The sequence below is a fragment of the Methylocystis sp. JR02 genome, from assembly GCF_030063565.1.
GTDB lineage: Bacteria > Pseudomonadota > Alphaproteobacteria > Rhizobiales > Beijerinckiaceae > Methylocystis > Methylocystis iwaonis.
Map to the genome: position 1 here is coordinate 2,990,201 of NZ_JASIRC010000001.1, position 21,701 is coordinate 3,011,901.

Annotated in this window: 16 protein-coding genes; 8 read left to right on the forward strand and 8 right to left on the reverse strand. The window is 64.7% G+C overall.

What is annotated here, in order from left to right:
- Window positions 1-11: 11 nt before the first annotated feature.
- Complete coding sequence (locus tag QNA11_RS14305) at window positions 12-2,507, reverse strand: putative bifunctional diguanylate cyclase/phosphodiesterase (RefSeq protein WP_283483549.1); 2,496 nt, start codon at window positions 2,505-2,507, stop codon at window positions 12-14.
- 333 nt (window positions 2,508-2,840) lie between these two features.
- Here QNA11_RS14305 and QNA11_RS14310 point away from each other — a divergent pair, with 333 nt between their 5' ends.
- The 4 genes from QNA11_RS14310 to QNA11_RS14325 all read left to right on the forward strand — a co-directional run bounded on the left by QNA11_RS14310 (window position 2,841) and on the right by QNA11_RS14325 (window position 8,181).
- Window positions 2,841-3,932 (forward strand): CorA family divalent cation transporter, encoded by a 1,092-nt coding sequence (locus QNA11_RS14310; protein ID WP_283483550.1) that lies wholly within the window; start codon window positions 2,841-2,843, stop codon window positions 3,930-3,932.
- Between the two features lie 119 nt (window positions 3,933-4,051).
- Window positions 4,052-5,183 (forward strand): peptide chain release factor 2 gene (gene prfB, locus QNA11_RS14315; protein ID WP_283483551.1). Its coding sequence is split into 2 segments (ribosomal slippage): window positions 4,052-4,120 and window positions 4,122-5,183, totalling 1,131 coding nucleotides; the frame shifts between segments, so codons are not numbered across the junction.
- A gap of 276 nt (window positions 5,184-5,459) precedes the next feature.
- Window positions 5,460-7,166, forward strand: coding sequence for an OFA family MFS transporter (locus QNA11_RS14320; protein WP_283483552.1), 1,707 nt, complete (start codon window positions 5,460-5,462; stop codon window positions 7,164-7,166).
- Between the two features lie 142 nt (window positions 7,167-7,308).
- Entirely contained in the window at window positions 7,309-8,181 is an 873-nt protein-coding gene (locus tag QNA11_RS14325) for an undecaprenyl-diphosphate phosphatase (protein ID WP_283483553.1), read from the forward strand.
- A gap of 240 nt (window positions 8,182-8,421) precedes the next feature.
- Here QNA11_RS14325 and QNA11_RS14330 read toward each other — a convergent pair whose 3' ends face one another.
- From QNA11_RS14330 to QNA11_RS14345, 4 genes are all read right to left on the reverse strand, one after another.
- Complete coding sequence (locus tag QNA11_RS14330; RefSeq protein WP_283483554.1) at window positions 8,422-9,597, reverse strand: site-specific DNA-methyltransferase; 1,176 nt, start codon at window positions 9,595-9,597, stop codon at window positions 8,422-8,424.
- 141 nt (window positions 9,598-9,738) lie between these two features.
- On the reverse strand, window positions 9,739-10,350 hold the full coding sequence (rnhB, locus tag QNA11_RS14335; RefSeq protein ID WP_283483555.1) for a ribonuclease HII: 612 nt from the start codon (window positions 10,348-10,350) through the stop codon (window positions 9,739-9,741).
- Window positions 10,351-10,462: 112 nt separating this feature from the next.
- Window positions 10,463-11,581 carry a PA0069 family radical SAM protein gene (locus QNA11_RS14340; protein ID WP_283483556.1) on the reverse strand — a complete coding sequence of 373 codons (1,119 nt, stop codon included), beginning with the start codon at window positions 11,579-11,581 and terminating at the stop codon, window positions 10,463-10,465.
- A gap of 405 nt (window positions 11,582-11,986) precedes the next feature.
- The gene (locus tag QNA11_RS14345) at window positions 11,987-13,420 is read right to left on the reverse strand and encodes a homospermidine synthase (RefSeq protein WP_283483557.1); all 1,434 of its coding nucleotides are present in this window, start codon (window positions 13,418-13,420) and stop codon (window positions 11,987-11,989) included.
- 147 nt (window positions 13,421-13,567) lie between these two features.
- On the opposite strand from QNA11_RS14345, the gene QNA11_RS14350 reads away from it, so the two are divergent.
- Window positions 13,568-14,563: a CHAD domain-containing protein gene (locus tag QNA11_RS14350; RefSeq protein WP_283483558.1), complete on the forward strand. Its 996-nt coding sequence runs from the start codon at window positions 13,568-13,570 to the stop codon at window positions 14,561-14,563.
- Between the two features lie 178 nt (window positions 14,564-14,741).
- Here QNA11_RS14350 and QNA11_RS14355 read toward each other — a convergent pair whose 3' ends face one another.
- The 3 genes from QNA11_RS14355 to QNA11_RS14365 all read right to left on the reverse strand — a co-directional run bounded on the left by QNA11_RS14355 (window position 14,742) and on the right by QNA11_RS14365 (window position 19,339).
- Window positions 14,742-18,212, reverse strand: a complete 3,471-nt coding sequence (locus QNA11_RS14355) for an acyl-[ACP]--phospholipid O-acyltransferase (protein ID WP_283483559.1) — start codon at window positions 18,210-18,212, stop codon at window positions 14,742-14,744.
- 85 nt (window positions 18,213-18,297) lie between these two features.
- Window positions 18,298-18,585, reverse strand: coding sequence for a YiaA/YiaB family inner membrane protein (locus tag QNA11_RS14360; RefSeq protein WP_202070943.1), 288 nt, complete (start codon window positions 18,583-18,585; stop codon window positions 18,298-18,300).
- 61 nt (window positions 18,586-18,646) lie between these two features.
- Window positions 18,647-19,339, reverse strand: a complete 693-nt coding sequence (locus QNA11_RS14365) for a PspA/IM30 family protein (RefSeq protein ID WP_283483560.1) — start codon at window positions 19,337-19,339, stop codon at window positions 18,647-18,649.
- A gap of 245 nt (window positions 19,340-19,584) precedes the next feature.
- Here QNA11_RS14365 and QNA11_RS14370 point away from each other — a divergent pair, with 245 nt between their 5' ends.
- From QNA11_RS14370 to QNA11_RS14380, 3 genes are all read left to right on the forward strand, one after another.
- The gene (locus tag QNA11_RS14370) at window positions 19,585-20,211 is read left to right on the forward strand and encodes a TetR/AcrR family transcriptional regulator (RefSeq protein ID WP_202070945.1); all 627 of its coding nucleotides are present in this window, start codon (window positions 19,585-19,587) and stop codon (window positions 20,209-20,211) included.
- A 40-nt stretch (window positions 20,212-20,251) separates the two neighbouring features.
- Window positions 20,252-20,992, forward strand: a complete 741-nt coding sequence (locus tag QNA11_RS14375; protein WP_283483561.1) for a sulfite exporter TauE/SafE family protein — start codon at window positions 20,252-20,254, stop codon at window positions 20,990-20,992.
- 378 nt (window positions 20,993-21,370) lie between these two features.
- A complete protein-coding gene (locus tag QNA11_RS14380) occupies window positions 21,371-21,700 on the forward strand; it encodes a PilZ domain-containing protein (protein WP_202070947.1) in 330 nt (109 codons plus the stop codon).
- Window position 21,701 lies beyond the last annotated feature (1 nt).

Below are 21,701 nucleotides of genomic sequence, written 5' to 3' on the forward strand. Positions count from 1 at the left end.
TCCGGCGCTCCTCACGCTACTTCCTCCTCCTCCTGCCACGCGCCGAACAGCTTTCGCGCCGCTTCCGCCGGCAGCGGCTTGGCGAAGAGATAGCCCTGCATCTGCGTGCAGCCTTCCTTGCGCAGATGCGCGAGCTGCTCTTCCGTCTCCACCCCTTCCGCCACTGTCGCCACATTCAGACACTGGCCGATTCCCGTCACCGCGCGAACGATGGCGACGCATTGAAGGTTGGTCGGCAGCTCCTGCACGAAGGAGCGATCGATCTTGATTTTGTCGAAGGGGAATGCGCGCAGATAGAAGAGCGAGGAATTACCCGTTCCGAAATCGTCGAGCGAGATATGCACGCCCAAAGCGCGCAACTGGTGCAAGATCGCGAGATTGTCGCGGCTCTCCACCAGCAGGACGGACTCGGTGATCTCGAGCTCCAGGCGGCTCGCCGGCAGACCGCTGGCTTCCAGCGCCCGGACGACCGACTGGACGAGGGTCTCGGACTTGAATTGCGCCGGCGAAAGATTGACGCTCAGGCGCGTCGTCGGCGGCCAGTGCATGGCTTCGAGGCAAGCGCGGCTCAGCGCCATCTCGCCGATCGGGATGATGAGTCCGCTGGCCTCGGCGATGGGAATGAACTCCGCGGGAGAAATGGACCCGCGCGTCGGATGGGTCCAGCGCAGCAAAGCCTCCATCGCGACGATCCGGCGGCTCTCGATCTCGGCGATCGGCTGATAATGCACGTCGAAGGCGTTGTGCATCAGCGCGTCCCTGAGATCCGCCTCCAAGACGCGGCGACGTATCAGCGCCGCCGCCATCCCCGCGTCGAACAGCCGATAGGCGCCGCCGCCGGCCTGCTTGACCTGATAAAGCGCAATATCGGCGTATTGCAGCAGCGTGTCGGGGTCGCTGGCGTGCGCCGGGGCGATGGCCACGCCGACGCTCGCGTTCACCAGCACGTTTTGGCCGTTGATTTTGAGCGGATGGCCGAGCGCGCCGACGATTTTTTCGGCAAACTCGCCGGCCTCGTCCGGCGAGGTGAGACCGGCTTGGACAAAAGCGAACTCGTCACCTCCGAGACGGGCGACCATGTCCCCCGGCCGCAGGATGTCGGAGAGCCGCTCCGCCACGGCGACCAGCAATTGGTCGCCCGCGGGATGCCCCAGCGTGTCGTTGATGTCCTTGAAATCATCGAGATCGATGTAATGTGCGGCGAGGGCCTCGTCAGGTTGCAGGGCCTCCAGGCTGGCCGCGAGGCGCATGCGAAACTGGTTGCGGTTCGCAAGACCGGTGAGCGAATCGTGAAGCGCCATATGGGCGATGCGCGCCGAAGCCGCGAGCTGCTCGGTCACGTCGACCACCGAGACGAGGACGGCGCGGCGGCCGTCGAAGTCGAGCTCCCGAGCGTGAATTTCCAAATCCCGACGCCGCCCGTCGGCGGAGCGCCCCTGCCAGATTCGATCTGCGCTTGCGTCGCCCGGGATTCCTTGGATGCCCGGAAGGTGCGGGTGTTCTTTCTCCTCGAAAAGAGCTTCGAGAGTGGCGTCCAGGAGGCGGTCGCGTGAATGGCCGAAATGCCGGACCGCCGCGTCATTGGCTGCGAGAATGCGCCTGCTTTGTGGGTCGTGCACCCACATGGGCATGGGGTTTTCCTCGAACAGCAGCCGGAAATATTCCTCTCGGGCTTTGAGCCGGGTGACGTCGGTCAAGGTGATGGCGATGAGATCCGCGCCCATCGGGGCGGCGCTGAGGCGCAAATGCCGGGGAGACTCCGGGAGCGGCCCGGCGATCTCGAATTCGTCGCCGCGCCTGTTCTTCGACAATTCGATCAGACGGGCGAGCGTGCCGTCGCGCGCAAAAGTGGGGGCCGCCTCGGACAGGCGCCGCCAGCGAAGCGCCGTCTCCGAATCGCCAAACAGTCGTGCGGCGCCGTTATTGAGGCTCAGAATGCGGAAATCCGAGATCGCGTCGGCGGCGTCGTCGAAGACGGCCGCGAGCGTGACGAGACCGTCGTCGGTCGCGCGGTAAATGGCGTCGACGACATTGTGCGCCTCCGCTCGTTCGCGCGAGAAGACGAGGAAAACCGTCGCGCCTTTTCTGGTCGACAAGGGGAAGATGACGACCTCGCGGCTCGTCGCGAGACCGTCCCGCAGCCAATGCAGCACCTGCATGGCTGGCGCGCGACGCTGCGTCGCGAGGGCCGTAGCGTCACGTAAGCACGCGGCGCAATATTGATCGATCGCCTCCAGGGCCGTGCAGCGCAGCTCCTGACCGAGCCAGCTTTCGATCGACCTGCCCGCATAATAGATTTCGAGGCCGCCGCCGCACCCCTCCCCCATGAGGCCGAGATCGTCGGCGAGCGTTCCGAGACTCCCCAGAGCAAGTTCCTCGAAGCGCGGGAATTCAGACGGCTTATCTGTCTGGCAGCCCCAGCTCACGCACAGCTCGCGGACTTCCTCGAAGTCGCTCAGCACTCCATATGCGGCGGATATGTCGTCCGCCGAATCCATAGACATCATGACGCCGCACCAGAAATCGATCGGAATTTAGCCTGAAGGTGTCGGCGGGAGTTGAAAAAAACGTAAATATTCCAGCGCGTTGTTGAACATACTGCGTCGCAATAGTGTCACAAAGCTTGGCGGTAACGAGCGGGGCCGACGAAAATGTGCGCGGCGCCCTTCCCAAGCGCAAAGGAGGCGTTTAATTGAGACGTCTGAAGCCGGAGCTGAGCGCGCTTTCTCTTCCCGGCGCCGGGGCGTTCCCGAACCCCCGAAACCATTGCGCCCGGTTGCGCCGGACATCACTGCGGAGGCTCGGCGCGGCTCAAGACGATTTCCCGATAGCCCGAGCTCATGACCGCCGACCGCCTGAAAGAACCCCTTCACGCCGGCATTCCCGGCTGTCTCTGGATCATCCGCTTCGATGCGCAGGGCCGGGCCGAGCCGGGCTCGGCGGCCGATCTCGACGCGCTCGGCAAGGCGCGCGAGGGCTTCATCTGGCTGCATCTCGATTTGACCGACGTGCGCGCACGGCCGCTCATCGGCCGGATCGAGGCGCTCTCGGACAGCGCGCGCGAGGCGCTCCGCGATCCGATCGATCACCAATATCTCGAATATTCGGAAAACCTGCTGAGCGGCGCCCTGCTCGATCACGAGCGCACCCTCGCCGGCCCGGCGTCGCGCACGGATTTCCTGCGCTTTGCGATCGACGAAAGCTTCCTGGTGACCGCCCGGCGGCGGCCGATGAGCTGCGTCGACGCCATCCGCAGCGCCGTTGGCCGCGGGACGATCGTCGAGTCGCCCTTCGCGCTTTTCGAGATGATGACGACCCATATCGTCGATGAGCTGAGCCGGATGGCGAATGACATCGGCCTCGCCTTCGACCGCGCCGAGGATCTGATCATCGACGCGCGCGGGCGCGACGCGCGGCCGCTGCTCGGCGCCGGGCGCCGCGACGCCGTGCGGCTCTCGCGGCAGATCGGCGGCCTTGTCTCGACGCTGGCGCGCCTCGAAGACATCGAGGACGATCCCAATAGCGCCGCCGACAATGCGCTGCGCGAGACGGCGTCGCGGCTCGTGCAGCATACCGAGTCGCTCGCCCGCGATATGCAAACCCTGCAGGATCGCGCCCGCCTGCTGCAGGACGAGCTGAACGCCATTCTCAATCTCGAGACCAACGACCGGCTCTATGTGCTGACCGTGGTCACGACGCTCTTGCTGCCGGCGACCTTCGTCACCGGCTTTTTCGGGATGAATCTCAAGAATTTGCCCTTTTCGGAAAGCGAGGAGGGCGTCGTCTACGCCACCATTGTTTGCATCTTTGCGGCGGGGCTCGTGCTGCTGTTGATGCGGCGTTGGGGCCTTACCGACTCCGAGGGCGCGGAGGAGAGTCGGCCGCGCGGCTCAAAGCCGCCGGCGCCGCCGGCCGACACCAGCAGTTACTGAGCAGGAGTTACTGAAGGCGGGCGCGATCGGCGCTTTACATGCCGGCCCGCCCCGCCTAATTTCCGCGCCACTCGAAACGGGGAGCGCCGCTCCCCAAGCTTTCCGAAAGACAAAAACCCATGCGCGCCGAGCCGCTTGCGCTCAAAGAACAGATCGAGCAGTCCATGGGGCTGCTGAGGAGGCATCTTTGACGTCGAGACTGCAACCCGCCGTCTCGCCGAACTGAACGTCAAGGCCGAAGACCCCAATTTCTGGAACAACGCCGACGAAGCGCAGAAGCTCATGCGCGAACGCACCCAGCTCGAGGAGCAGATGGGCGCGATCGATAAGCTTGCGCGCGATCTCGAAGACGCGCTGACGCTCGTTGAGCTCGGCGAGGAAGCCGACGACGAGGCGACCGAGAAAGAGGGCGTCGAGGCGCTCAAAGCCCTGCTCAAAGAGGCCCAGCGCCGTCAGATCGAGGCGCTGTTCTCGGGCGAAGCCGACGGCAACGACACCTTCATCGAAATCCACTCCGGCGCCGGCGGCACCGAGAGCCAGGATTGGGCGCGCATGCTGTTTCGCATGTACGCCCGTTGGGGCGAGCGCAAGAAGTTCAAGGTCGAGGTGATCGAGGAGACGGCCGGCGAAGAGGCGGGCATCAAATCGGGCACGCTTCTGGTCAAGGGCCACAACGCCCATGGCTGGGCCAAGACCGAATCGGGCGTGCATCGCCTGGTGCGCATCTCGCCTTTCGACTCGAACGCGCGGCGGCATACGAGCTTTGCGTCGGTGTGGGTCTATCCGGTGGTAGACGACCGGATCGAGGTCAATATCAACGAGTCGGACTGCCGTATCGACACGTATAGATCGTCCGGCGCGGGCGGCCAGCACGTGAACACGACCGATTCGGCGATTCGCATCACGCATTTGCCGACCGGCATCGTCGTCGCCTGTCAGGCTGAGCGCTCGCAGCACAAGAATCGCGCGACCGCCTGGAACATGCTGCGCGCCCGTCTCTATGAGCGCGAGCTGGAAATGCGCGAGGCCGAGGCGAACAAGGCAGCCGCCAGCAAGACCGACATCGGCTGGGGGCACCAGATTCGTTCTTATGTTCTGCAGCCCTATCAGCTCGTGAAGGACCTGCGCACCGGCGTCACGTCGGGCACGCCGTCGGAAGTGCTCGATGGCGAGCTCGACGACTTCATGCAGGCCTCTCTCGCCCAGCGCATCTATGGCGGCGGGCCGGAGAAGGTGGAGGACGTGGAGTAGCGCGCGACGGGGCGGACCCCACCCGGCGCCGCCGAAGCCCGTCTGAAAGACGGGCGTCTAAACGACGCCTCTGGCGCCGCCATCCTCCGTAAAGGGGGCCGCGAAGCGGGGGAGGATTGGGGAGGGGGCAACCTCACCCCGCCATCCTTTTCGCATCCGCAAAAGCTCCCGCTTCATTTGATCAATCTTTCGCGGCGCGATAAGAAGCAAGCCGCCAAGCGCCTTTGTTTTTCATTTGCGTCAATCGGCGCCGTCCGCGCCGCGAAAGGTCGAGAGATGGACGCCGCTGTTGCGCCGCAACCAAGTTTCCTGAGCCGCGAGCGCTCCATCGCCTCGCCGACATTCAACCGCTGGCTCGTTCCGCCGGCCGCGCTCGCCGTGCATCTTTGCATCGGCATGGCCTATGGCTTCTCGGTGTTCTGGCTGCCGCTGTCGCGCGTCGTCGGCGGCGCGGCGCCGAAAGAGTGCCCGGCCGACATGGGCTTCTTCCAGACCATCGTCGCAACTAATTGCGACTGGAAGATCAGCATGCTGGGCTGGACCTTCACGCTGTTCTTCGTCCTGCTCGGCTCCTCGGCGGCGATCTTCGGCCATTGGCTGGAGACGGCCGGCCCCCGCAAAGCCGGCCTCGCCGCCGCCTTCTGCTGGTGCGGCGGCCTGCTCATTTCGGCGCTGGGCGTCTATCTTCACCAGATCTGGATGCTCTGGCTCGGCTCCGGCGTCATCGGCGGCGTCGGTCTCGGGCTCGGCTATATCTCGCCCGTCTCGACGCTCATCAAATGGTTCCCCGACCGGCGCGGCCTCGCGACCGGCCTCGCCATTATGGGCTTCGGCGGCGGCGCCATGATCGGCGCGCCGCTCGCCGATCGGCTGATGGGCTATTTCGCGACGCCGACCTCGCCGGGCGTCTGGCAGACCTTCGTGGCGCTCGCCGGCATTTATTTCATCTTCATGGTCAGCGGCTCGCTGGGCTATCGCGTTCCGGCCGACGGCTGGGCGCCCAAGGGCTGGACGCCGCCGGCGCCGGCCGCCAACGCCATGGTCACCCATCGTCACGTCCATCTCGACGTCGCCTGGAAGACCCCGCAATTCTGGCTGCTCTGGGGCGTGCTCTGCCTCAACGTCTCGGCCGGCATCGGCGTGCTCGGCATGGCCTCGCCCATGCTGCAAGAGGTCTTCGGCGGCAAGCTCATCGGCCTCGACCTCGGCTTCGACGCCCTCAACTCCGACCAGAAGAAGCAGATCGCCGCCATCGCCGCCGGCTTCACCGGCCTCCTGAGCCTGTGCAACATCGGCGGGCGCATCGGCTGGGCCTCGGCCTCCGACGCCTTCGGCCGCAAGGTCACTTATGCGATCTTCTTCGTGCTCGGCCTCGCGCTCTACGCCGCGGCGCCTTTCGCGGCAAAGGGCGGGCTCGTCTTCCTGTTCGTGCTGCTCTTCGCCGTCATCATCACCATGTATGGCGGCGGCTTCGCGACTATTCCGGCGTATCTCGCGGATATTTTCGGCACCCATTACGTCGGGGCCATTCATGGCCGGCTGCTGACCGCCTGGTCGACGGCCGGCGTGCTCGGCCCGGTGCTGGTCAACTACATTCGCGAATATCAGCTTTCGATCGGCGTGCCGCGCGAAGCCGCCTATAACCAGACAATGTATGTGCTCGCCAGCCTGCTGCTGGCGGGGCTTGTCTGCAATCTCCTCGTTCGGCCGGTCGCCGAGAAATATTATATGACCGATGAAGAGGTCGCGGCCGAGAAGAAGACCAGCATCGCCGCGGTGAAGCAGGAAGAGGAAGAGACCCACGCCGATTTCGAGGATTTTCTGGAGGAGGGGCTGGAGCCGCATGACCCTGTGCCCTCGGTCGCCCTTCGCGCGGCGCCGCGCCTCTCGCCGGTCTTGATCCTCTCCTGGCTCGCGGTCGGCGTCCCGCTCGCCTGGGGCGTGTCGATCACGTTGTTGAAGGCGATGGCGCTGTTCAAATGAGCTGGATCGAGCGGCGCACGCGGGGGCCCTTTTGCTTGCCCCCATGGCGCCTCGTTTTCTTTCCATTAACCACAACCGCGCATGGTCGATATTCCGTAGCGCCCCGCGCGGAGCCCCCGCGCCCCATTCCGGCGGAGAGAAAATGGCGACGGCTTGCACCAATGGTCTCGACACAGGTTTCGTCGACCTCGGTTATATGAAGGTGGCGGCGCTCGGCGTCGTTCAGGGCATTTCCGAGCTTCTGCCGATCTCCTCGACGGCGCATATGCGCATCGTGCCGGCGCTGCTCGGCTGGAAGGATCCGGGCTCGGCTTTCTCCGCCGCCATGCAGCTCGCCGCGCTCGCCGCGGTGGTCAGCTATTTCTGGGGCGACATCCGGGCGCTGGCTGTGGGCTCCATTGGCGCAATTCGGCGGCGCGACTTCAACGACTGGACCTTCCGCTTCGTCCTTTGGATCGGCTTCGCGACCGTGCCGATCGGGCTCGCTGGCATTCTCCTGTCGCACACGCTCAACACTTGCGGCTCGCCGCTGCGATCGCTTCCGGTCATCGGCATTTCCTGCATCGTCATGGCCGCACTGCTCGCGCTCGCCGAGCTTTACTGCAACCACAAGCGCACGCTCGACCATGTGAGCCTGAAAGACGCCTTGATCGTCGGCTTCGCCCAGGTCGGCGCGCTTGTTCCCGGCGTGTCGCGCTCGGGTTCGACGCTGACGGCGGCGCTCTTTCTCGACCTCAAGCGCGAAGAAGCCGCGCGCTTCTCCTTCCTGCTTGGCCTGCCCGCGATCGCACTCGCCGGCCTCAAGGAATTATGGGAACTGCACAAGGCGCATCTCGATTTTCACGGCTGGTCGGTGCTGTCGCTTGGGCTTCTCGTCGCGTCGATTTCCGCCTTTGCGGCGATCTGGGGCCTGCTGCGCATCCTGGAGCGCTTTTCCGCCTGGCCCTTCGTCGCCTATCGCGCCTTCATCGGCGTCGTGCTGCTCGTGGGCTTTTACGGCGGCTTCCTGGTCTAAGACGTGAACGGACCGCGCGCCTTCAGGCGCGCTTGGTTGTTTGCAAACCTCCGAGGCGGCCTCGTCCTTCGCGACGCGAGCTTCGCTCGCTCCTGAGGATGAGGCCTAAGTGTCTGACGCAGATAACAGTAGCCCCTCATGCTGAGGAGCCTGCGCAGCAGGCGTCTCGAAGCGCGAGGGGCGTCATCGCCAATTTTCAAGCAAGTCTGCGCGGGCCTGAAGGCCCGCGGTCCGGGGCTTTTACTCCGCGGCTTCGCGGAGCGCTTCGCGCGCCTGGGAGCGCAATTCATCGATCGGCGCCAGGCGGCCGTTTGTCTCGAAGTGCCAAAAGGTCCAGCCATTGCAGGCCGGGAGACCCTGCGCCAGCGCGCCGGTCTTGTGAATAGAGCCCACGAAACCCGAGAGCGAGACGGCGCCGTCGGCGCGCACGATCGCCGTATGGCGTTTTTTGACGTCCGTCAGCACGGCGCCGGGCGCGATCATGCCCGCTTCGACGAGGCTCCCAAAAGCAATGCGCGGTTCGGCGCGTTTGGATGGCGCGAGCGCAACCGCGTTTTCGGAAAGCGGCTCGACGGCGGCGATGCGCGCGGCCGCCGCCTGAGCATATCCGTCCTCGCGCTCGAGTCCGATAAAATCTCGGCGCAATCGTTTCGCGACCGCGCCCGTTGTGCCTGTGCCAAAGAAGGGATCGAGCACAAGATCGCCGGGATTGGAGGCGGAGAGGAGCACGCGCGCGAGCAGCGTCTCCGGCTTTTGCGTCGGATGCGCCTTGCGGCCTTCGGAGTCCTTCAGCCGCTCGGAGCCGGTGCAGATTGGCAGGAGCCAATCCGAGCGCATCTGGCAATCCTCATTGCCGGCCTTCAACGCTTCATAGTTGAAGGTGTAGCTCTTCACGGCCGGGTCGCGCGCCGCCCAGATCATTGTCTCATGGGCGTTGGTGAAGCGGCGCCCGCGGAAGTTCGGCATCGGATTATTCTTGCGCCAGACGATGTCGTTCAGGATCCAGAATCCGAGATCCTGCATGATCGCGCCGACGCGGAAGATATTGTGATAGGAGCCAATGACGAAGATCGTCGCTGTCGGCTTCATGACGCGGCGGGCGGCGGCGAGCCATTCGCGCGTGAAGGCGTCATAGGTCGAGAAATCTGCGAATTTGTCCCAGTCGTCATCGACGGCGTCGACGAGGCTCTGGTCCGGGCGCGTCAACTTATTAGCGAGCTGGAGATTATAGGGCGGATCCGCGAAGACGAGATCGACGCTCTCTTCAGGGAGCGTCTGCATCAGCTTGACGCAATCGCCGCGCAATATCGAATTTCTGGCAGGCTGCGCGTGGAGCGGCCCGGCGATGGATAACCCGGTACGCGTGACCTTTATCCGGGATTTGAGGCGGGCCGCCCCGACGCGCGCGCTACTCATGAACTCGACACCACATACGCTACCAACACGTGTGAAGATGCCGGAACTAGGTAAAAAGCGCGTATAGAGCGGGCGCGGCAGGGCGTCTCTTTTTCGAACGAAAATCTTAATGAAGTAAGAAACTTAGCTTTAATGCCTCGTTTATACTTTCTCCCGCATCGGCGAGAAGCTTAAGCGATGTGCGGGAGTTGGGCCGTTCTCGCGCAAGGCGTCGAGATGGCGCCGCGCGGCGTAGCCGACATTGGTCTCGAATCCATAGCTCGGGTAGTGTGCGGCAAGTCGCCGCATCATTGCGTCGCGCGCAACTTTGGCGACGATCGACGCAGCGGCGATCGACAAGGTCGACGCGTCTCCCTTGACGATCGCGCGGCACGGGCAGGCGAGGCGCGGCGGATCGGAGCCATCGACGAGCACATAGGCCGGCGCGTGCGACAGGGTGGCGACCGCGCGGACCATGGCCGCGAGCGACGCTTGTCGAATGTTAATGGCGTCGATCTCCGCGGGCGTGACGAAGGCGATGCTGACGGCGACCGCCTTTTCCATGATCCGCTCGAAAGCGGCTTCCCGTTCTTTCTGGTTCAGGACTTTCGAGTCGTCCAACCCGCGCGGGAGCCGCTTTGGGTCGAGAATGACCGCGGCGGCGGCCACGGGCCCGGCGAGCGGGCCGCGCCCAACTTCATCCACGCCGGCGACCGGCCAGATTCCCTGTCGATGTAACCGGCCTTCGATGCGGAAGTCGGGGCCGGCGCTCATGGCGCAACGCCAGAATGAAAAGGCCAGGTGAAATTTCGGTCGGTCATGTGCATGGCGATCTAAAAAGCGGCTGGCGGTCTTATTGGCAATTAAAAATTCGCTGCTCTCCCGCTCAAAAGAGGCTGAGCTGCTGAGGACCTCGGCGCGGCGGCTCGAAGAGGTCCGTTCGCAATTTGAACGTCGAGCTCGAAAAGCCGAGGCGCTTGGCGGCGAGCTCGAAACGCCGGCCGAGCATCCACGCGTAAGGCCCCTCGCCGGTGAAGCGCTTGCCGAAGGTCGGGTCGTACAATTTGCCGCCGCGCGTCGAGCGCACAAGCGACAGGGCGCGGCGGGCCTTGTCGGGGAAATTGGCGACCAGCCACTCGCTGAAGAGATCGCGCACTTCGAGCGGCAGACGCAGCATGATGTAGCCGGCCTCGCGCGCGCCGGCGGCGTGGGCGCGGGTGAGGATCGCCTCGATCTCGTCGTCATTGATGGCGGGAATGATCGGCGCGGCCATCACGGCGACCGGCACGCCGGAGGCGGCGAGCTTTTCCATGGCGTCGAGCCGGCGCTCAGGCGTGGCGGCGCGGGGCTCCATGATCCGGGCAAGGCGTGGATCGAGCGTCGTCACCGAAAAAGCGACCTTGGCGAGCCCGTCTTGCGCCATCGGGGCCAGAAGATCGAGATCGCGCAAGACGAGCGCCGATTTCGTCACGATCGCAACCGGATGTTTCGCGCGCGCCAGAACTTCCAGAATGGAGCGCATGATGCGGTGGCGCTTTTCAGAAGGCTGATACGGATCGGTGTTCGTGCCGATGGCGATGACTTTCGGCGCGTAATTTTGAGCCGAGAGTTCGCGCTCCAAAAGCTGCGCCGCGCCTTCTTTGACGAAAATCTCGGTCTCGAAATCGAGCCCCGGCGAAAAACCCATATAGGCGTGCGTCGGCCGCGCGAAACAATAAACGCAGCCATGCTCGCAGCCGCGATAGGGGTTGATCGAGCGATCGAAAGCGATGTCGGGAGAATCATTCTTCGTGATGATCGAGCGCGGCTTCTCGACGTGAATGTTGGTCTTCAGCGCCTCCAGGGTCTCGAGCGAGCCCCAGCCGTCGTCCGCTTCCTCGCGGACTTCCTTTTCATAGCGGCCGCTGCGCTTCGACAGCGAACCGCGCCCGCGCCGCCGCTCGGGGTCGACCAGCGCGCCGATTTGCGCCTGCGCATCCGTCGAGATTTCAGCGAGCCGACCCATGATCCACTCCCGACAAAACGGCCCCTAAGGGGAGGCCGGCCGGAACCGGCCTCCCGTGATCGCGACTTTGGGGACTTGACGCCCCGCCGCGGCTCGACCTGCCGAAGCGGAACATAGCGCGAATAAAGAACGAATAAAGAACATTCTCGGAGCATGCAAGAGGGTTTAAGATGAAGTTAAGGGCTCACCGCTGGCAAAGCGTCCGGCGCGGCCGGTGGACCAGCAGGGGTCGAAAGCAAACGAACGCCCGTCATTGCGAGCGAAGCGAAGCAATCCAGGGCCGCGGTGGCTGCCCTGGATTGCTTCGTCGCCTTCGGCTCCTCGCAATGACGACCTTGAGACTTGCGACACAAAAAAGAGGCGGCGCTTGCGCGCCGCCTCCATGCGTTTCGTTGCGAGGTCCGCTCAGCGAACGAGGATGTTCTTGAACTGCCAGGGATCGCTCTCGTCGATGTCCTCCGGGAACAGGCCGGGGCGGCCTTCGAGCGGGGTCCAGTCGGTGTAATAGCCCTTCACCGGCCCGAGATAGGGCAGTTGCACTTCGAGGCAGCGCTTGTAGTCGACTTCGTCCGCCTCGACGATGCCAGCTTCCGGATTCTCCAGCGCCCACACCATGCCGGCGAGCGCGGCGGAGGACACCTGCAGGCCGGTCGCGTTCTGATAGGGCGCGAGGTCGCGCGTCTCTTCGATCGAGAGCTGCGAGCCGTACCAATAAGCGTTCTTGGCGTGGCCGAAGATCAGCACGCCCAGCTCGTCGATGCCGTCGACGATCTCGTGCTCATCGAGAATCTTCCAGCTCGGCTGCATCTTGCCGGCGGCGCCGAAGATCTCATGCAGCGACAGCACGGCGTCATTGGCCGGATGATAGGCGTAATGGCAGGTCGGCCGGTAGGCGACATTGCCCGCGCCGTCGCGCACCGTCAGGTAATCGGCAATCGAAATCGCCTCATTATGCGTGACGAGGAAACCGAATTGCGCGCCCGGCGTCGGGCACCAGCTACGCACGCGGGTGTTGGCGCCGGGCGAGAGCAGATAGATTGCCGCGCCGCAGCCGGCAGCATGGGTGCGGCCGATGTCTGGCAGCGACTTCTCATGCGTGCCCCAGCCCAGCTCAGCCGGCTGCATGCCCTCAGACACGAAGCCCTCGACCGACCAGGTGTTGACGAAGACATTCTGCGGCTTGGGGTCGCGCGCCCGCTGCGTGTCGCGTTCGGCGATATGGATGCCCTTGACGCCGAGCTTCTGCGCCAGCGCGCCCCATTCGGCGCGGGTCGTCGGCTCCTTGTCGAAGACGCCCGTGTCCTTGGCGATGTCGACGAGCGCCTGCTTGACGAACCAGGACACCATGCCGGGATTGGCGCCGACGCAGGAGACGGCGGTGGAGCCGCCCGGGTTCTTGCGGCGCTCCTCCAGAACGGTCTCGCGCAGCGCGTAGTTCGTGCGCGCGTCATTGCCCATGTTCTTGTCGAAATAGAAGCCCGGCCAAGGCTCGATGACGGTGTCGACGTAAAGCGCCTTCAGCTCGCGCGCGAGCTTGATCATGTCGAGCGAGGAGACGTCGACGGAGAGATTGACGATGAAGCCCTGCCCGCCGCCGTTCGTCAGAAGGGGCGTGAGCACTTCGCGATAATTTTCGGGGGTGAGCTTTTCTTTGAGAAAAGCGATGCCGCGTTCATCGAGCAGCCGGCGGTGCGTATCGACCGGGTCGATGACGGTGAACCGGCTCTTGTCGAAGTCGAAATGGCGCTCGATCAGGGGCAAGATGCCGCGTCCGATGGAGCCGAAGCCGATCAGGACGATCGGGCCGGTGATTTTGCCATAGACGGGCCATACGGACATTTACTCTTGCCTCCCTGTGCGAATGGTGCGCCGCGATAAAGCAGGCGCGGGCGTCTTAATCAAGTATCGCGCCGGTTTATTGCGTCGCCTGCGCTTGACCTCGAGCGCCTGGCGCCCAAAATCCTGAGCATTCCGACAGGAGCAAGCATGGAACGGCCCGCGCCCCATGGCGTCTTACCCGAGGCGATCGCCCCGGCGGTCGACCTGCGCCCCGAGCCCGCCAAGCGCGCCAAGCCGGCAGGACCGCAGAAGGCCCGGCCGGTGAAGCTGCTTGCGACCGACACGGTCGAGGACGCCGCCGTCTGCGTCTTTTCCTCCGCGCTCGACCATTTCGAGGGCAATGCGCCGGTCTTTCTGGCTGATGAGCCGGCGGAAAGCGTGCATCAGATGCGCGTGGCGCTACGGCGTTTGCGCGCGGCGATCGGCACGTTCCGCCACGCGCTGTCCGGCCCTGCCCTCGCCGCGGCGCGCGATCGGGCCAAAACGCTTGCCTCAACTCTCGGGCAGGCGCGCAATTGGGATGTTTTCCTCGACATGCTCGCGGAGGGCCCCGGCGAAACGCTCAAGGACGAAGCAAGCTACGAAGCGCTTCTCGCCGCGATCGAAACGCGCCGCGCCAAGGCCTATCGCGCCGCGCGCGCGGCGGTCGAGGGACCGGAGGCGCGCGCTTTTCTTGCTGATTTTCGCGAGGCGATCGCCAAGCGCGATTGGACCGCGCAGCCGGACGTTCGCGAAGAGGGATCGGCGAAGGATTTCGCTGCGGCGGCGCTCACGAAGCTGCGCAAGCGCGTTGTAAAGAAGGCCAAGGGACTGGCCGAGCTAACGCCGGAGGAGCGGCACCAGGTGCGCATCGCCTTGAAAAAAGCGCGCTATGGCGCGGAGTTTTTCGAGAGCCTGTTTCCGCATGTCGAAGACGCCGAGGAATTCTCCGCCGCGCTCGCCAAGCTGCAGGACGGGCTTGGCGACTATAACGACATGGAGACGGCGAATACGCTGCTCGACGAGGTCGACGCCGAGGGGGACGGCGTTCTGCGCGCCTCGGGCTTCGTGCGCGGCTGGTTCGCCCACGCCGCCCAAGCCGGCGCGGCGCATGCGAAGAAGAGCGAGAAGCGGCTGAGGAAGCTGGAGCCGTTTTGGGAGTAGCGCTTGCCCCCCTCCCTGTCCCTCCCCGCGCTTCGCGGGAGAGGGGACGTTCACGATCAGCGTCGTTTATGAAGGCCACGCTCTGCTCCCTCTCCCGCAGAGCGGGGGAGGGTTGGGGAGGGGGCTCACCCCGTAAACTTGGTGGCGGGGCTGATAGCTTCCGGTTCTAGCAATGCTCTCACCCCACAACCGCGACATTCCCATCGATCCGCCCGAGCACCCCGTTCGGCAGGCGCGGTCCGCCGCCGAGGTAGCGGTTGCGGTCGCGCACCATTTTGGTCACCGCCGCGAAATCGAGCTTGCCGGAGCCCAGCAGCGGCATATGCTCGACGAGCATGACTTCCGCCGGGATCGACAGATCCGACGCCCCCTTGGATTTGGCGTAGGCCGCGAAATCGGCGCGGGTGGCGTCCTTCTGCTGGGTGACGAGCACGATGCGCTCGCCCTTGCGCGGGTCGATCTCGGTCGCCGCCGCGGAGAGCGCCTTGGGCCAAAGCTCGGCGGCGAGCTGCTCGATGGCGGCGAGCGACACCATTTCGCCGCCGATCTTGGCGAAGCGCTTGGCGCGGCCCTTGATCGTCACGAAACCCTGCGCGTCGACCGTGACGATGTCGCCGGTGTCGTGCCAGCCGCCTTCCGGCGCCTGCAGCACGCCCGGCTTGTCGGCCATGAGATAGCCCATCATCACATTGGGGCCGCGCACGAGCAGGCGGCCGCCTTCCTCGACGCCGGGAACGGGTTCGAGCCTGACGTCAACGCCGGGCATGATGCGGCCCACCGTCCCGAATTTGTTGAACATGGGCGTGTTGAGCGCGAGCACGGGCGCGGTCTCGGTGACGCCATAGCCTTCGAGAATGCGGATCCCGAAATTCTCGCACCAGATGTCGCGGGTCGATTGCTTCACCGGCTCCGCGCCGGCCACGACATAGCGGATCGAGCGGAAGTCATAGGCGTGGGCGCTGCGCGCATAGCCGGCAAGGAAGGTGTCCGTCCCGAAGAAGATCGTCGCGTTGGTTCCGTAAATCAGCTCCGGCACAATGCGGTAGTGCAGCGGCGAGGGGTAGAAATAGACCGGCACGCCGGAGATGAGCGGCAGCATGAAGCCGATCGTCAGCCCGAAGCAGTGGAACACCGGCAGCACGTTGAACACCTTGTCCTGGCGGCCGAAGTCGATGCGCGCCGCCGCCTGGGCGGCGTTGGCGAGCATATTGGCGTGCGACAGCGCGACGCCCTTGGGCGCGCCCTCCGAGCCGGAGGTAAACAGCACAGCCGCCATGTCGCCGGCCTTGCGCGCGACGACCGGCTTTTTGAAGCGCAGCAGGGCGTTCAGTTTGTCGAATGACGAGACGCCGGCGCGCATGTCTTCGAGATAGACGAGCGCGACTTTCTCTTCCAATGCGGCGGCGAGCTTGTCGAGCCTGGCCTTCTCGATGAAGGCGCGCGAGGTGAGGATGGTCTTGACGCCCGCCGCTTCGCAGCCGGAGAGAATATTCGCGGCGCCGGCGGTGAAGTTGATCATGGCGGGAACGCGCCCCGCAGACGTCACGGCGAGGAAAGTCACGCCCGCGGCGTTGGCGTTCGGCAGCATGATCCCGACGCAATCGCCCGCCGTATCGATCTTCGCGATTTTTTCGCCCAGCACGCGGGCGCCGATGAGGATCCTTTTGTAGGTGAGCGCGCCCGTCAGCGGGTCTTCCAGCGCGACGCGCGAGAAACCATGCTTGTCGCCCGCCCGCACGACGGCCTCGAAAATCGTCTCGTCCTGCTTGGTCGTGCGGAAGATCATGTCCGACATGATCTGATAGAGCGCCGCGCCTGCCGCCATCCGTCGCGCCTTGCCCTTCAGCTCATCATCGACGGTGAGGCGCACCGGCTCCTGCAGGGTGAGGGTGAATTTCGGGAAAAAGCGGCGCCGCGCCTGATCCCGCGTCAGGCGCGAGAAAATGGTCGCTTCTGGCCCGTCGATCTTCACCGGCACGATCATGGCCCCGGATTTCTCCGCGATCAGACCGGCGCCGTCATAGACTTTCATCAGGCTGCCGGTGACGGTGAGGCGTCCTTCTGGAAAAATCACCAGGGACTCGCCCGCCTTCACGGCGTTGATGAGCGTGCGCGTGCCGAGCGGCTTCGTCGGATCGAGCGGAATGGCGCGGGTGAATTTGAGAAAGGGCTTCACCCACCAGCGCTGCGAGATGCCATGGTCGATGGCGAAGACCGGGTCTTTCGGCAGCACGGAGAGGATCGCCGCCGCGTCGAGGAAGCTGACATGGTTGAGGGCGATGATCGCGTTGGGTCCCGCTCTCTCCAGATTGTCGAGCCCCTTCACTTCGAGCCGGTAGAAGGACCGAAAAATAATCGACAATAAGTCGAGGATCGGGTTCTTCACCACGGCGTAGCGAATCCAGATCGCCGACAGCAGCGCGACCGCGCCCATGCCGAGGAAAAGCTGCGCCAGGGTCACGCCCTGCGCCTGCAGAAAGGCGACGCCGGCGCCGCCCGCGGCCATATAAGCGGCGTTATGGACATTGACCGCCGCGACGGTGCGCGCGCGCTGATCGGCCGGGCTCTGCGCCTGAATAGCGGCGAAGGACGGCACAATCATCAGGCCGCCCGCGAGGGCGAGCAGCGCGAGGTCGAGCGACGCATGCAGCGCGCCGGGCTGGTTGAAGTAATCGGCGATGCCGAGGGTGGGGCTTTCCGCCACGACGCGCGACAGCTCGGCGACGCCAAGATCGAAGGACGCGATGGCGACGAGGGCGGCGCCGATTGCGGCGGGCAGCAGGACGATGCGGCCTTTGAGCAGAAAGGCGGCAAGCCCCGAGCCTGCGCCGATGGCGACGGCGAAAATCGTCAGATGCAGCGTGACGACGCTTTCGGCGCCATGCAGCGAATGCGTGACGAGCGGCGGCATCAGCGACATGGCGATGGAGCCATAGAGCCAGAAGAGGCTCGTGACGGTCGTGAGGCGGCGCAGCGACGGCGCGGCGCGCAGCGCCTTCATCAGCTTGAAGGTCGAGCGGAAAATATTGGCGTCGATCTTCAGATCCGCCGCCGCGCTTTGCGTCGAGGGGATGAACCAGGCCGCGGCGTAGCTCGCGAGCGCCACCGCCATGACGCCGCCGACAAAGGCGAGCGCGCCATAGACTTCGTCATGCGCCTGCATGGCGAGGCCGCCGGCGATGGTGCCGGCGAGAATGGCGAGGAAGGTCGCGCTCTCGACGAGGGCGTTGCCGGCCGGCAGCTCCTCGCGCGTGAGATGATCCGGCAGAATGCCGTATTTGACCGGGCCGAACAGCGCGCCGGTGACGCCGAAGAGCGCAAGCGCCACAAAGAGCGTCGTCACGTCCGAAAAATAAAAACCGGCGGCCGAGAGGCCGGCGACGCCGATTTCGGCGAGGCTCAGGCGGCGCGCGATGGTCGCCTTGTCGAATTTATCCGCCATCTCGCCCGCGATCCCCGAAAGCAGGAAGAAGGGCGCGATGAAAATGGCGCCGGCGAGGGTGACGAGAGACGCGCCTTTTTCGCCGCCGATCTGCGCGAGGATCATCAGAACCAGCGCGTTCTTTAGGAAGTTATCGTTGAAGGCGGCGAAGAACTGGCGCCAGAAGAGCGGCGCGAAGCGGCGGGTGGCCAGAAGCGATTGCGACATGGCGGTCAATCCAAAGGGCTGGGCCGGCGAAAATTGAACAGAGCCTGTTAAGGATCGGTCAAGACCGCCGGCCGATTACGAAAATCTACGCGGAGACGCCTTTGGAGACGTCCATCAGAAGGCGCTCGGTCTTGGCGTCCTCTATGCGGTTGAGCAGCTTTTCCGCCTCGACATTGTCGCGGATCGTCTTGGTGAGGATGATGCAGGATTGCACCAGCATCACCACGCCCATGATGAGAAAGCCTTTCATCCAATGGTCGATCGGCATGACGAAGACGCCGCCGCCCACCATCAGCGCGGCAATGCCGAAGGAAACATAGGAGAAGCCGACGAATGCGGCGGAATGTTTGATTGGTTGAGCGGACATTTTCATTTCCTTCTATCGGGACTGTAGTTGGGGCCTTGCTTTCAGGAGACGAGGCCGGCGGGCTGGCTCACGCCGCGCCCGCCTTTTCTTTCAGCCTTGCGAGAACATCCGCCGCGCGCGGCTTCACCGGCGGGCCAAAGCCGGCGTCGGCGAGGGCCGCGTTGAGGTCCTGGGCTTTGTCGCGGGCGTCCAGATCGTCGAGAGCGGCTTCGGCGGCGCAGGCTTCCTCCTGCCGTTCCCGCAGCCGCGCCAATGTGGCTTCCGCCTCCGAAAGGGTCGATTGGCCGTAAGGCGCCTCTTCGAGCCTCCCGCGGCGCGCGACGCGGACGGCCTCGGCCGCGCGGGCGATCCGCCTGCCGCGCTCCAATTCGGCGAGGCGGGCGGATTGGTCGCGCAGATGACGTTCGAGACTCTTGATCTCGACTGAGAACAGCGCGCGCGCCTTTTCCGCCGCCGTGGCGTCGCTTTCGAGGTCTGCGATATTTTCAGCGGCTTTCCGGGCAAGGTCCTCGCGCCCGGCCTTCAAGGCCGCGACGGCGCGGGTTTCGATCTCGGCGATCTGCGCCCGCGTGGCGTCGAGCTTTCGCTCCTCCGCCTTGTCCTGCGCGCTCGCCAGGGCGAGCGCCTTTTTGGCGCGTTCCACCGCCAGGGCGGCGTCGCGCATTTGTTGATCGAGGATGGCGAGCGCATGGCGGTCTGCGAACCTTTCCTCGGCTTCGTATGCCTTGCCCCGGAACAATGTGACGACAGTCTTTAGCATTCGGGTTCTCCCCTGAGCGTTATTGAACAGTGTTCACAAGCCATACTTAGCATCGCTGTGAACGAAGTTCAAGAAAACATTGAACGCGGCTCGGGGCTGTGCTCTAGGACATGCGCAAGTCTGGAACCGCTCAATAGGTTGCGCGGTTTTGAAACACCGGAAGAACGCCGCTCGCCTCGGCGCGGCCGCCTTCCCCGCCCATTCTTGCCGCCGCGGCGGCCTTACGGCCTCGAAAGGAATGATCGGTGAGCGAGACCAGAACCGAAGCCGGAACGCAGCGACGCCAGAAGCTCAGGGAGCGCCTTCTCGATGTCGCCCGGCAGTCCGTCGCGGCGCGCGGGCTCGGCGGGCTGAAGGCGCGCGACCTTGCGTCCGAGGCCGGTTGCGCGCTCGGAGCGATCTACACGGCTTTCGACGATCTCGACGAGCTGATCCTGCGCGTCAATCTCTCGACGCTGGAGCGGCTGGGCGATTCCCTCGACGCCGCCTTGAGCCAGGCGGACCCGTCGGCGGCGCTGCTCGCGCTCGCCCGCGCCTATCTCGATTTCGCTCGACGCGAGGAGCCGAGCTGGCGCGCGCTTTTCGAACATCGCCTTTCGGGCGGGGCGCGAGTTCCGGATTGGTATTCGGACGAGCGCAACCAATTGTTCGGGCGCCTCGAGGCGCCGTTGGCGGCGCTTTTGCCCGGCTGGGACGAAAAATCCCGCGCGCGCCTCGCCCGCACGCTCTTCTCGGCGGTCCATGGCGTCGTGGCGCTCGGTCTCGAAGAGAAGCTCGAGGAAACGCCTCCCGAGGCGCTCGACGCGCAATTGGAGACCCTCGTGCGCCTCATCGCCGCTGGTCTGGCGCAAGAGGCGGCTCCAAAATCCTGAACGGCTTGCCATGCGGCATGGGAGCTGACATAGCCCCTTTATGGCCTACCTTCTGCTTTTCGCCGTCGCGATCTGGGCGGGCGCGCAAAATGCGCTCGCGGGCGGCGGCTCCTTCCTCATTCTGCCGACGCTGATGTTCACCGGCATGGACGCGCTCGCGGCGAACATCACCTCCTGCGTCGCGCTCTTTCCGGCGCAGGTCGCGACCGGCTGGACGGGGCGCAGTCACGCAAGAGGCGTCGGGGCGCTCACCTTGGCCTGGCTCTTCGTCATTTGCATTATCGGCGGCGCCATCGGCGCGGTGATCTTGCTGGAGACCCCGCGCGGCCTTTTCGCCCGGCTCGTGCCCTGGCTGGTGCTCTTCGCCACGGGGCTGTTCGCCTGGGGCAGCTTCTTTCGCAAGCCGGGAGAGGCGGATGGCCATCTTTCTCCCGCCGGCGCCGGCTTTATTCAATTCCTGATCGCCACCTATGGCGGCTATTTCGGCGGCGGCGCCGGGTTTCTGATGGTAGCGGCTCTGACCATGGCCGGTCAGGCGGTGCGCATCGCCAGCGCGACCAAAAATGTGCTCGCCGGCGTGATGAACGCATCGGCTGTCGTCATCTTCTTGTTTTCGCCAGACCTTCACTGGGAGCAGGCGCTCGTCACGGCGGCCGGCGCGACGATCGGCGGCGTCGGCGGCGCCCATCTCATTCACCGCATAGACGAAAAAATCCTGCGGATTTTTATCGTCGTCATCGGGTCGCTGCTGACAGTGGGTCTCTTTTTGAAAGCGCCGTAAGCGAATTGCTAACGCGCTTTCCCTTCGCATGTAAGAGATCTGCTCGATTGGTTCGGCGCCATCCCCGACGCTCGCGCCGTTTGGACATACAGGGACTCACCGCCGTCATTGCGAGGAGGCGGAGCCGACGAAGCAATCCAAAGCGGCATCGCCGCCCCGGATTGCTTTGCTCGCAATGACGGGCTCTGGGCAAAAGCAGCGCTCTTGTGGCTCTGGATTCCCGATCGGGCTTTCGGCCCGTCGGGAATGACAAGTCCCCATGCGAGCTATTCAACCGGAAATGGTATTAGGAGCTATTTAGCGGCTTCGTTGAGGAAAGCGTAAGCAGCTTTGGAATAGGCTTGCGGTCTTGTCGAACTGCTTGCCGCGCGAGATTCCATGGCCGCCACCTTCTCGGACAAATCCCGGCAGCAGACCGGCGCCTTAAGCGACAGGCGCGCGGCCCCGAGGCACAAGTCTTACACCGATGTCTGGGCCGATCCGGGCGGAATGGAGCCGGCGATACCGTGCCGGATCGTCGATATTTCGACGACGGGCGCGAAGATCGACGGCTTGGGCGCGACCTTGCCCGACAATTTCATCCTCCATGCCGGCCAAGCGAAACATGTCGCCCGGGTGGTCTGGCGCCGGCAGACGCTGGTCGGGGTGGAGTTCCAGAAGGGATCGAAGCCGCCGCGCGACGGCGCCCGGCTCCCGGAGCGGCGATAGG